This window comes from Methylophilus aquaticus, from assembly GCF_030769565.1.
Classification (GTDB): domain Bacteria; phylum Pseudomonadota; class Gammaproteobacteria; order Burkholderiales; family Methylophilaceae; genus Methylophilus; species Methylophilus aquaticus.
On sequence record NZ_JAVCAP010000026.1, the window covers coordinates 1 to 12,516 of the forward strand.

Annotated in this window: 10 protein-coding genes; all 10 read right to left on the bottom strand. The window is 53.0% G+C overall.

Translation table 11 applies throughout. From position 1 onward, the window contains the following. Window positions 1-83 precede the first annotated feature (83 nt). The 10 genes from Q9291_RS11685 to Q9291_RS11730 all read right to left on the bottom strand — a co-directional run bounded on the left by Q9291_RS11685 (window position 84) and on the right by Q9291_RS11730 (window position 12,358). On the bottom strand, window positions 84-662 hold the full coding sequence (locus Q9291_RS11685) for a hypothetical protein (RefSeq protein ID WP_306390238.1): 579 nt from the start codon (window positions 660-662) through the stop codon (window positions 84-86). Window positions 663-824: 162 nt separating this feature from the next. Further along, a complete protein-coding gene (locus tag Q9291_RS11690) occupies window positions 825-1,199 on the bottom strand; it encodes a hypothetical protein (RefSeq protein WP_306390239.1) in 375 nt (124 codons plus the stop codon). Continuing rightward, window positions 1,186-2,907 (bottom strand): secretin GspD/PilQ domain-containing protein, encoded by a 1,722-nt coding sequence (locus tag Q9291_RS11695; RefSeq protein ID WP_306390240.1) that lies wholly within the window; start codon window positions 2,905-2,907, stop codon window positions 1,186-1,188. Before Q9291_RS11695 ends, Q9291_RS11690 begins: the two co-directional genes overlap by 14 nt. Window positions 2,908-2,989: 82 nt before the next feature. Continuing rightward, complete coding sequence (locus tag Q9291_RS11700; RefSeq protein ID WP_306390241.1) at window positions 2,990-3,526, bottom strand: hypothetical protein; 537 nt, start codon at window positions 3,524-3,526, stop codon at window positions 2,990-2,992. Between the two features lie 24 nt (window positions 3,527-3,550). Next, window positions 3,551-3,985, bottom strand: a complete 435-nt coding sequence (locus Q9291_RS11705; protein ID WP_306390242.1) for a hypothetical protein — start codon at window positions 3,983-3,985, stop codon at window positions 3,551-3,553. A gap of 43 nt (window positions 3,986-4,028) precedes the next feature. Then, a complete protein-coding gene (locus tag Q9291_RS11710; protein ID WP_306390243.1) occupies window positions 4,029-6,437 on the bottom strand; it encodes a hypothetical protein in 2,409 nt (802 codons plus the stop codon). Window positions 6,438-6,571: 134 nt separating this feature from the next. Beyond that, window positions 6,572-8,065, bottom strand: coding sequence for a hypothetical protein (locus Q9291_RS11715; protein WP_306390244.1), 1,494 nt, complete (start codon window positions 8,063-8,065; stop codon window positions 6,572-6,574). 47 nt (window positions 8,066-8,112) lie between these two features. Continuing rightward, window positions 8,113-9,093, bottom strand: a complete 981-nt coding sequence (locus Q9291_RS11720; protein ID WP_306390245.1) for a hypothetical protein — start codon at window positions 9,091-9,093, stop codon at window positions 8,113-8,115. A gap of 182 nt (window positions 9,094-9,275) precedes the next feature. Continuing rightward, entirely contained in the window at window positions 9,276-11,153 is a 1,878-nt protein-coding gene (locus tag Q9291_RS11725) for a sensor histidine kinase (RefSeq protein ID WP_306390247.1), read from the bottom strand. Between the two features lie 14 nt (window positions 11,154-11,167). Further along, complete coding sequence (locus Q9291_RS11730) at window positions 11,168-12,358, bottom strand: transporter (RefSeq protein ID WP_306390248.1); 1,191 nt, start codon at window positions 12,356-12,358, stop codon at window positions 11,168-11,170. Between the last annotated feature and the right edge of the window lie 158 nt (window positions 12,359-12,516).

The following is a 12,516-nucleotide window of genomic DNA, read 5'->3' on the forward strand; positions in this document are numbered from 1 at the left end:
GATTGGTGCAGTGATGCGCAAGCTGGTGCATTTGATTTACGGGGTGATTAAATCAGGCAAACCTTTTGATGCGGAAATTCCTCTCAAGGGACTTGCAATTCAAGACGGTATCTGACCCCCTCAGTCAGCGGCGTGAGCGAGGCGCTGGCTTGTAAGCGCACCGGCTGTAACAATGCTGCTGCGCTGGCAGGCGTGCTCATGCCAGGCGTGATCGATTTAACCTGGCTGTAGACTTCATTGGTGTTGCAGATGAGCACGGTATCTGTGCAAAACCAGGTGGTACTCAGGTCCAGCGTTTGAGGCGCGTTCAACAAGCCTCCGCTGGCAGTGGCGCTCGCTTCAACGCGCAGCAGGTTGCGCTGCGCATCTGGCAACACAGAGACCCCTGGGTCGTTGATTGAAATAAGTTGCTGGCCATTCAGCGTGAGCGTCATGCTGCCACTGCTGAATGTCCCCAGCCGGTCGTTCTGCAGACGAAAGTTTGCCGTTGCCGCATCAAAAGACAGTAATTGATCTAAGCCCTGGCTAAAGTCGGCCACTTCGCTGAATGACAGGCGCATATTGGTAGCAATCTCGCTGGCGCCAGCCTGTGCTGATGTCAGCAGGGCGAGTCCCAGCGTGATGGCTTTCATGACAGGGCTAAAGCATTCGGATGTATTCATTTACATTTCCTTGGCTAGAAAGTGACTTGCAGGTTGTGGATAATGAGTAGCGTAGAGGATTCTGAACCAGACGTGCACCCCCTAAACAGGGGGTGCTGGGCGCCTATAATGCTGCGCGATTGAATTTGCTTGCCAATCCCGGCAACAATGCGAGGTGGGAACTCAATTATTTCTGATCTTGCTGCCACGTATCTCGGTGTCTTGCGTGGTCTTGACATCAAATACGGTACCATTCAAGGTGACTCTGCCATTTTTTGACAATTCCAGACTGGATTTACCCACTTTCAGCGTTAATTTATCCAGTGCCGAGAGGGTGATTTCTTTGTCCGTACGCGTATCCGTATCCTCGCTGGAGGCATTCTGGTTGAGCAACGATTTAATGATCAACAATTCTTTTTCGAGCGCATTGACTTTATTCTGCAAGGCGATGATTTGTGCCGAGTTTTCTGCCAATGCAGGCATGGATGCAGAAAAAATACTGCCAGCCACTAAATAAAGTGCGACAGAAACTACGTTATACGATTTAAATATTTGCATGGTGTTCGATGCTCTCAAGCAATACTTTCTTCAAGGTTTCATCTTCCAGCCCGCGCACATGGGCATCACCATAGGCAGCCCGAGTGAACTGTGGCATGCGTGCAATCCTTTTCATTAACGTTTCATTGCCGATTGCAGGTTCAATCACGGAGTCCCACAATTCCATGAGTTTTCTGGTCGCAGGTGAGTGATCTACTGTTTTTGCAAAACTGCTCGGCATTGAAGGGGTCACCAGAATAATAGCCGAGCGTGCTCTTCTGGCAGTTGTTTTGTTGGAGAACAGATATTTGACTACAGGAACATCTCCCAGTAGCGGTGTTCTGGATTGTGCATTGTCACCGACTGATTCGGTCAGTCCACTCAAAATCAATGTTTCGCCAAATTTGACATCTGCGGTGGCGGATAGTGTCTGCTTGAAGGTGCCGACCGCCTGGGTAAATGTACCGGCATTGGTATCGCTCAAAAAGCTACGGTCCACTTCAAGTTGGAAGCGTGCGCCATCTTTGCGTATTTCTGCAGGCAGAATTTTGAGTGAAACGCCGACATCGATTTTTTCTATCTGTGCAGATTGAATCCCGGCGACATTCACATTGAGCTGGTCGCCTATAAAGAATCTGGATGGCTGCCCGACAAACGCGGTGAGGCTGGGACGGGCAATGGCATCATAATAACGGTCACCACGGTTAAAAATATTCAGGTTATAGGTGACGTCGGGGATGGTGATGTTGCGGGTAATGGTCCTGGTGGAAGTGCTGAGGTCATCAAGGCCCGTTTCTTTATTCAGTGCGGACACCTGATTGCGGTTATAGCCAAAAGTTGCCTGCAACCCATCCAGTAAATTCACACCTGTGCGGCTGGTGTCACGTTTGTCTGAAAGGATGACAGTCACATCCACAGTCAGTTGTTTGGGCAGCCCTGCTGCGATCACCACCGGCGCATTGGCGGATTCTCCCTCAGTGAAAGGCTGCTCTTCTTCATTCATGGCCAGTTGTGGTTGACTGTCTACATAGGCTGTCCGCATGAGGTTGTGGGTGCGCTGGCTGAGCCATCGTTTTTCTGCTTCGCTCGCCATGGCTGGTTTGAGCGCCAGCGCCTGTTGCAGTTGTGGCTGATTGCCCTGCGCTGCGAGCGATAAGGCCAGCATGCGCCAGCCTATGACCGACTCTGGCTGCAAACTGAGCGCGCGCCTGGCAGCATGCTCGGCCAGCAACACATTGCCAGAAGCATAAGCCGAACCCGCCAAGCCTTCAAACACAAATACATTGTCCGGATCAGCCAGCGCGGCCGCTGAAAAATGTTCGAGTGCCTGGTGCGCGTTTTGCCGCTGCATGGCGACCACGCCCGCCAGGTAATTCGGCCACATATCCTGCCCGGAAAACTGGCGCGACGCATTATAGCCAGAACTGGCCAACTCCAGCGATGCCGCATCGCCTTGGGAGTGGTAGCACAGACCCAGCAACATATGGGCTGTGGCTGATTTTGGATTTTCCAACACCCACTCCTCGGCGAGTTTTTTAGCTGTTTCCGGTTGACCCTGTCTGAGGGCGTCAACCACAGCATCTTGCTTGGGCTGTAGAGCGTTAGCGGAGAATTGCGTCTGTTTTGGTACGGCGACTGCAGCGTGTCTCGGCATATCGGCGCATCCGCTCATACAGCAGAGTGTGAGCGTCACTGTCAGTGGTAAGCGTTTGAGCGAAGGTGGGTTCATTCGAGTTCCTGTCGTGCGTTTTTACGAATAGAGTGTCATGTCTGATGGCAGCATAGGTGGGTAATCATCTGCATGCTCAATATTACTCACGGCAAATATACAAGTCTGGCCTGCCGGCTTTGAGCCAAAACGGGGCGGGGTCCGCTCTTCTTGAACAGCATTGATTGGTGTCGTTTTTATGCACCCCTGCTGTGGCGGGTGCGCAGTAGTCATTGAACACCACATTGCCTGTGGTATTAGCTTTTTTGCTATCCACATTACGTCGCCAGTTATACCCCCATACAAAGCGGCTGACCGCGCGATTCCACTCTGCCCGGCATTCACTGGTGGCGGGTGAGCCGCCACACCATTCGCCATTGGGATGATCGGCACAGCAAGGGTCATGCGTCATGCTGCCGCCACTGACCTGGCATACGGTATCTTTTCTTGCACCCGGCAGGTTGGGCAGGCAGGTGGCCACGCTGCCTAGGGGGCCGCCAGCAAAGGTGCCACAGCCCTGGCCCACGGCGCCAAAGCAATATTCAGTGGCCAATGCAGGTGCCGCTGCCAACAAGGCAGTGCTGAACACATATAAACCAAACAAGGTTTTTAGGGGGTGTACGATCGAAGCTTTCATCATGTTTTCCTTTAGCCTTTGGATAGGTTATTTAACGCGACGGACGATTTTTCCGTCTTCGGATTGCAAGGTATTGGCATCTATCTGGCGGATTTTTGCCATCATGACTGTATTGCTTTTATCCATTTCCGGATCTGCCTTGAGCACTTCAAGCTTGAGCGTAAAAGTATCTTTGTCCGCATCACTGACACCATAGCGGCCATTAGCCGTATTTTTGGTCTGGCCAAACAGCTTGCTGCTTAAACGCGTGCTGTAAGTGCCATTGGGGTTAAACTCAATAGTCGTGGTTTCGATATCTCCTGATTCTTTGTCTGGGGTGCTGATGCTCCATGCCCCTGTCAGCTGTTTCAACACCGTTGCTTCATTGCCCGCCCATGCGGGGGTGGATAAGCCTGTCAGAAATAGGCAGAAAACTGCGAACTTGCGCTCGGTATACAAGGCCGATAACCATTGACTACGCATTGAAATTCTCCTGAGTTGGGATGGGTTGATATGGAGCATGTGTTTATTTCACCGTTGATTTGACGGCATCAGTATTGACCTGACCATTGCGTTTGATCTGGCGGTTGATGGCCGCCCCTTTGGCTGCGGCGCCATTGATCCGGGTGCCGCCAGCAGGCACGGGTGCCGGGCCCACGCCACCCAGTGGACTATGCGGATCTTGCGGCGTGGCAGGCGCACTGCTCTCGGTCGGGCCTTTGGCACCACCGTTGCCGCGCAAATGTAACTCTTTGAGGTCGCGGTCGGTGGCGACCACATTGCCTTTGCCCAAGGGATTCGGATTGGTGACCCCGCCGCCCAAACGCATATTCAGTGCCCGTTCTGCATTGGCTTTTTCTTCAGGCGTCAGCAGTGTAGGTGCGCCGCCTTTGCCGTCACGGTTAGGGCCAGCTGCCCCACCAAAACGGGCTAGATCCAGCCCGCGCTGTTGTCGACGTGCCTCCTGATTGCCGATGCGGCCCCCTGTTCTGGCTGCTAGTTGCGTTGAATCTCCACCACCGATATCCATAGGGTTGGGTGTCGAGCTGGACTGTTTGCTCTCCTCTGACTTGGCTGCTTCAGAGTCGTCTGCGGCGGCTTCTTCGGCAGGGGGGGGGTCCTCAGATTTTTTGTCATCATCACCGTTGTCGTCGTCATTGTCGGTGTCATCATCATCGTCCTTGCCGTCGCCATCTTTATCATTGCTGGATTGATTATTGTTGTTGCCATTGTTGTTATTGCTGGATGCATTGGAACTGCTGCGAGTGGTAGACGTAGATGTGGTGGCACTGGTTTTTTGTTTGTTACCATGGGTGTCACTGGCCCAAGTGCCGGTGGTTTGGGTTTCGGTGGTACTGTTCACTTTGCCGCTACTGTCTCGGGTGACAGAGACAGTGTTAGATTCATAGGTGCCATCGGCAAAATAGGTGGTGGTGGTTCTCGAGTTGCCGTCTGCACTTTGTACGCCGCCGCCATCATCCCCGACTTTGACATGGCCGCCATTCGGGCTAATCAGAATCTCGTCTGCAGGTGAGGTGACGCTGGAAGATGGATTGTTGGAAGGTTGTGCACCATGCCCTGGCGTATCTGTTTTTTCCGAAGCGGGTTGCTGGCTGGTTGGTGCTTGTGCACTCGCTGGTGAGTTGAACTCTGAATCTTCTAAAATCGGCGCTTGAGGCCCATGCTGTTGGTCATTGAGTGGTGCGCTGGATGCTGGTGCTGCTGCATCGTTACCTGGATTCGTGGTTGGTTGTTTGCCTGTGGTGGGTTGGCCTGCATTCGTGCTGCCCCCATCGCCCGCTGCCAGGCGTGCTGAGGCGACATCTTCTCTGACTTGGCTACCGCCCACGCCAGCATGTTGAGACCTCACTATTCCAGTGCCCACTTTTGCTGTCCCGGCCCCACTGCTTGTCCCTGAGCCACCGCCACCACCAGCTTCCACCTTGGCAGAGACGCTGCGACCTATTGCCGTTGACCCGGCAGCCCCTTGCGTAAATGCCGCGCCGCCCAGCTTGTCCTTGCTGATTTTGGCGGCGGCTGCCAGTCTGGCCTTGGCCGCGGCTCTGGCCGCTGCGGCTGCTTTCTGAGCATTGAGTTCAGCCTGTAGTTTCTCCTGCTCTTTCGCCATGCGTGCCAGTCTGTCGCCCAACTTTTCCCCTGGCTTGGCTGGAGGAAAGCTTTTATCCAGTACTTTGTGTGCGCCGTCTTCCATCACTTTTCGGGCATCCTCATCATTGACCACACCAAGTTTGGCGCCTTCTTCAACAGCATCTTGCACTTCTTTCCCATTCGGGTCGCCACCCACGGTCACAAGCGCCGCTTGAATTTTTGCAAGGTTTACAAATACATCTCTTGCCTTCGGCACTTTATCGGCAGGCAACAGTTTGGTCACATTTTTGCCAAACACTTCATCTATGGCTGCTTTACCCACCTCTTCATTCGCTGTGTCTTTGGGTTTTTCGCTACGACTGATTTTGTCGATCACGTCTTTCCTCACCTTGGGATCAACCGATACCAGATCAAGATGAGCAGCGGCATCGGTGATTTGTTCCAGTTTTGTTTTGGCGTCTGTTGTTTTGGCAGGGTCTGTAGACTCGGTAGCAATTTTGCTGGCAATGTCAGGCCTGATCTCCAAGCTCTCCAGACCGTCTTTGATAAAGTCCTGTTGCAATGTTGCGGCATCACTGGCAGCGGAGAGCGGCGTCTGCTTGTCGGCTTGTGCGTCGTTGTCTTGCTGGTCTCTGGTTTTTTCCCCCTTGCCTTGGTCTCTGCTACTTTTTTGCGCGCGGCGTTCATTTGTTTTTTTTGCAGCAGCCTCTTCTGCCATTTGGGCTCTGTTGATGCGTTGCTGTCGTGGCGTATTTTCATCTGCCTGACTGGCGGGTATCGTCAGCGCACCAATAAGAAAAGCCAATATTAAATTGTTCTGTTGCATGCAATATCCTTTTAAATACCCGCAAGACCCCATCCATATGGGGCGCAACCCGCGCTAAGTTAGCTCATGATTAGTGAAACCCATGATAGGTGGATTGCGCGTGATTGTGACCCCCCTGAACTGGGGGTGCAGTGCTATGGGTTCACCGGCAAATCATTGTCATTCTCGCGGCTGCCTTCATGCACCTGATGCTGGCTATCTACCCGAATCGTCAATGGCCTGGGGTCTAAAAGCGACTCAGCAGGGCGGGGGTCTGTCAGCAGGCACTGGTTGGCATCATTGTTGTTGGGCTGCCTTGGGTCAGGCATGAGTTTGACTTTGATTTTGCTTGGTCGGCCAGGCCAGTTGTTAAAACTCACCAGACCACGTGCCGGTATGCTGTTTACTGCGACCGTATGAAACGGCAGGTTGGGGTTGTTGCCATTGATCAGGCTGACGCTAAACCTCTGATTGATGTCAGCATCGCTAGCATTGGTCACCATCCAGATGATGGCAGGCACATCCACTTCTTTTTCTTGCTGCTTGATGAGTCCGACACACAAGGCCTGATCGAGTACCACGGGGCTGGCTTCGGCATTGATTTTGCGGATAAACAGTGTTGGCGTGTTGATATTAGGCAGCAAGTTGACTTCTACGGGTGTAGAGACACGTGTGCCGCCGCCAGGATTGCCCGTGCCGGTCGTCGTGCCGCTGCTCACACCGCTACGGTTGCCACCAGAGGTCGCGCTTGACGTACAGCCGCTACTTCCAGACGCACAACTGGCCCAGACATGGATGGTTGGCCAACCAAAACGCGCGTTGATGGGGGGTGTGCCTTTGCTAAAAGTGAATATATCGGCGGTATCCAGCTCAAATTGCTGGCTGCTGTTGCGCAGATTAAATTCCACGGTCATTTTGTCAAATACCGGCCCTGTTTCCCGACTCAGGATGTTGACCTCAGGTGGGAGCTGCGCATTGGCTTGCAAGGTGGACAAGGTTTGGCCAACACTGTCTTTGACCGCTGTGTTGATCTGACTGGCGGTCGATTGAATACGTTGGCGGTTGGTCGTGGCACCAGTCGTTGGTTGGCTGTTGAAGCCTGGCTTGACACTCACGCCACTCAAGCCATAACCAGTAATTTCAACGGTCTTGCTTTGGCCTGCGTTGATGCTGCGGATGTGTTGCTCTGGGCTCAAGCCGAATGTGCCGTCCTTGATCGTGACGTTAACATAATCGACATCCCTGCCAGCGAAAGCCGGACGCTCCATTTTGATACGCATGGTGCCAGGGCCGCGGATATTTTTTAACTCAAGCAATAGATAGCCTTCGCGGCTGCCGCGCTTGGGCGGCACTTTCTCATAACCGCCCAGACTGATGTTCTCTGAATACTTGTTATCTGCACCTTTGTCGGTGACGGTGATAGAGGCTGTCGGGCCGGAGACAATGGTGAGCTTGTCGGTAATATCTAGCCAGTCGCCACGTACCCCGAGGTAGCAACCAAGCATGTATTTGCCACTGTAACAGTCGCCTCCATTGAGCGCGTTTAAATAAAACTCGCGCATGGCGGCTTGGGCGGTGGTGACTTGCATGACCAGCAAGCAGGCAATGACATACGCAACATTGCGGCTAAACTCCAGAGATTTTTTCATGACTTTCCTTGATGAAAAAGGCGGGCAGGATGTGAATGGAGGGCCAACTATCGCAATGGGTCTGACAGTTGAATCAATTTGGCCGTTGAGCATAAATCGCCAGAAATATAGGCGTATTGGCACTGCATACCATCTGTCTCTACGTTAGGTCTTTGGTATGGCGAAGGCGCCCTGAACACCAAGTGCACATTCACATCCCCTTTTCTTTGCACCACAAAGGTCACCATCGGGGTGTTGTTAAGCAGAATGACCTTACCATTGAGGCGTCCATATTTTTCTTGAAACACGTTCTCTTCTCGAGCCGCCTCTTTGGTCTGTGTGGAGGCTGGCGTTTGGTTAGCCCAGCCAAAGAAATCATCGCGCGACGCATTGTTGAGATTGATGCTTTTTGGTAATGCATTGAGCTGTGCTTTTAATTTGAAGCCGACTGCCAAACCACTGGCATCCAGAGCAGGCTCTTTTGTGATATTGGTCATTTTGTAGGCCAGATTTTTAAATTTAAAAGGTCTGGACGTTGTAATGAAGTGGTTGGTGAACCCGTAAATCGAGGCGTAGAGTGTGTGGACTGTGTCGCGGTCGAACTGGGGTGCAGGCACCAGCTTGAACTTTAGCGTATTGTCACCTGTGGAGGGCTCGGATTGAATGCTGCCGCCCCTGTCCGGCATCAGTATGCTTTTCCATGGCAGGTTACGTTGGATCTGGTTTGCATTTTGGGAGGGAGAGTTACTGACTTGCAGTCTGTATACGCAGCCGGAAGGAATCGGCTCGGCGAGTGTATACACCAAATCAATGGTCTCTCCTTGTAACGCCATGAGGGTACGCATATCCATTTCTGACCCTGCATTTGCAGTATGCGGTTTGGCTGGCACTTGCGGATTGGCGATTTCTAAGCGTCTGATGGCAGGCAGTTGGGGCTCGTTATCGCCAAGGCCCGGGCATGCTTGCGCTAGCGTCGTACTGAGCAGGCTTGCACATAAAGTAAGTCCCGGTAGCCATGTTGAATATGTAGCGAGCGTGTGCGTTTTCATACATCCCTTTCATTGGCAGATAAACAAAGGTGAAATCACGCCATGGATGCTGGATGTTGCTATCCAATCGCACGTTTCAACCGTGATGTCATCGTAATCTGACTTTGTTGCGACGTCTCCCCCCTGAACTCGGGGGGGCAATGATTGGGGAAAAGCTTGGTTGGATCGCCTGCTTTCAGATGTCAGCAGGGGGGGTATGAAATGGATGACTGGGGGAGGGTGATGCAGAGCCTGAGGCCACCATGGATGCTGGGCCCAACCTGGACTTCTCCACCGAGCAAAGCGGCGCGTTTTTGAATGTTGCCCAGACCACGTCCTTTGGATTTGTCAGTGTCGGGCTGCAAACCAATGCCATTGTCCTCAATCAATAATGCTATGTGGTGTGCGGTTGGCTGCAAGGTGATATTGACTGCACTCGCCTCGGCATGGCGAATGACATTAGAAATGGCCTCGCGAATAATACGCCCCAGATTGAGTGCTTGTGGTTGCGTCAGGTGTAATCGGTCATCATTGAGCTGGTTATCCCAGTGCAGTTGAATCTGCACGTCACTCAGGCGTTTGTCGCACTCAATCCTGAAATCGGCCATGGCATCGTTAAACGGTACGCTGTCTGCCCCCGCACGAGAAACTACATCTCGCAGGTCTTGCAGAGCTGATCGCGCCAGTTCGGCATTGTTGCTGTCTTGCGCGCGGTAGACCAGGGTGAGCAGTTTGGCGCCAAGGTCATCATGCAGGTCCTGATAAATGCGCTCGCGTTCTTCCAGTGTCGCTTGCTCTTTGAGGATGGATTGCAGTTGCTGAAAGTTGTGATTGAGTTCTTCGTGCTTGCTTACCACGCGTTGCTCCAGCTCCTGGTTAAGTTGCTCGTAATTGTTAAGTACACCCACATAACGTGAGGTCATCATTAATCCTACAATTAAAAACAGCATGGGCGCCGAGAACTGCATCAGATATTCTTCTCCACTCACCAACCAGTGGTTGAACCCGGGAATATTGTTGTGTATCAGCCAGTCATGAAAGGCAAACAGCAGAATAATGCTGAGTGTCGTCAGCAGCAGTTTTGCGTCTTTATTGTGCTGTATGAAGCTGGCTCGGGCCAACAAAGCTAAGCCGAATATCACGACTATCATGGTGGTCAGGTGCCAAAAGTCGGTGAGGTTCATAAAATAAGCTGCAGGGGTTAACAGCAGGCTAAGTGGCGATAAAATCAGCATGCCCCATAGCAGTTGATTAAACCGGTGCAGGCGGATGCCGACAAAGTCGAGCAAGGAAATCAGCCATAAGGCGGCAATCGCCTGAAAGCTGGCATTAACGAACAGCTCCCAGAGGGCGGTCGGTAATGGCGCAGTGATGATGTAAAAGTTGAGCGATTGTAAGGCCCAGACAAAGGCGGCCAGCCCAAACAGGCCATACGCCGTATCCTGCTTTCTGCGCCACCACAGGCTCAGCATCAGCAGGCCGATACCCACAATCAGCAGGCTTGAGGTTTGGTTAAGGGTCGTGCGGACAAATTTGGCCTGCTCATAGCGGGGTTGAATGTGTTGCAACAAGTTGATTTCAGGCGGATACAGCATGCCTTGTGAACCTTGCGGGGCAATCACCCGGATGAACAGGGTGTTGCCCCGAGGTTTGAGGGTGGTCGGTGGAATCATGAATAGTAGCGGCCTGTTCCAGTGGCGGGCGATGGGTTCATCAAATGCGCCACCGGAGCCGATTTTCGTGCCGTTCAGGTAGGCTTCTGCGTTCAGGCTGAGCCGGGAAAGATACAGCGCATAAATTTCCTGTGCATTAAGCTGCGGGTAATCAAATTCCATCCGATACCAAGCTGTGCCGTGCGTGTCCGGATGACGGATTTTCCACAAATCCGGCAGTGTGACGGGGGTCCATGGCGCAGAGGCTTCGGGGGCGCGGTTGCCTGCGCTTTGTACAAATTCGGCCTGCATGATTCTCAAGCCGTTGGCTTCCAGCTTTGTATCAGCCCGGCAGGCAGTCATCGCCAGCAGCATGCCCAGCAGGCAGGTGGCAAGCATGCTTGCCAAGATTGTCCGAAAACGAGCCATATGCGCGCGTTGCATTATTTGAACAGTGTCATTACCTGCAGGTAGATATCCTGCACATCTACAAAGTTACGGCCCGCAAAGGTGTCTTGTATTTCCAGTTTGACAATGAGGGGCAAGGGCAGTTTGCCTTGCTGCCACGCCTGTATGCCGCTCCATGCCGCGCTAATGCGGTATTGGTCTGCCCGGGTGTAGGTGTTGGTTTCCAGACTGTCAGTATTCGTCCCCAGGCTGGAGTGATAGGCATCCGCCTTTTTTTCATAACGATGCCAGGTGCCGGCAAATCGCCAGTTTGACCAGCGATACCCAAGCTCAATATCCGCCTCGTAATAATCGCCCAGATCTCGGTGCAGGGTTTGTTTGCTGCTGGCCAGCGCGAGTAACTGGCCCTGGCCGGGCACGCGCATGCGGGCTTTGTCCGAGGTTTGCCAGTTGTAATCGGCCAGCAGACGCAGGTCAACATTCCCCCCCAAATCACGAAAGTACTCAAATCTGCTGCGCACATCATTGCTGCCATCCCCTAACGGGGTATCCAGCAAGTCATCCGGATCATCTTTCCTGGCTACGCCGAGGCGCAGCCCCAGTCCGATAATCAGGCTTTCGCCTGGCGACTTCAATGCGCGCCACAATACGCCGAGCGTCGGGTCACTGAAGCCTTCGGTGCGGTTGTCCTTGATGGCTTTGTACTGATAGCCGAATGCCGGGTTGGTCAGAATATCCTGCACACCTGCAGTGCTCATCGGCGCAATACCGCCGCCCGCCGGGGCAAAAGGAAAGTTGCCTGCACCTATCGCCTGGCTGGCGTCAAAGCCCGGGTTAAATCCGACATTGCCACCATCCACTGCAAACGTGGCCTTGGTATACGAAAACGCATAAGGGATGATCGCGCCAATGGTCAGGTCCGGCGTCAGCCCATAGCCGATGGTCAGCGTGCTGATCTGGTTGCTTGTTTTGGTCTTGAAGCGCGTGTTGCCCAGAGAGGCACCCGCACCCAGCAATGATAACGCCGGAAAAATGCCGGCGTCTAAATTCACTGCGTTAAAGCTGTCGCCCAGTGCGATGCGGTGGCCATTGTCATCGTAACGTGCATCGTACTGGTTGCTGCGCTGCTCAAGCCGGATGGCCCAGCTACTGTCCGGGGCCATGGTATCCAGGCCGAAATAGGAGGCTGTAGGCAGGCTGTCTGTCGCATGCGCAGTTGCGGCCATTGACAGGCAACAGGCACCGAGCACCTTCAGTGTTAAGGCGCGTATATTGATAGGCGTGCAGGGCAGTTGGTTTAGCATCCGCTGGCAGAGGTTCTTTTAAGTTATCCCCCTGTTTGCGGGGGTGAATTCATTTTAAATTCGTTTATAGTCTCAGTATA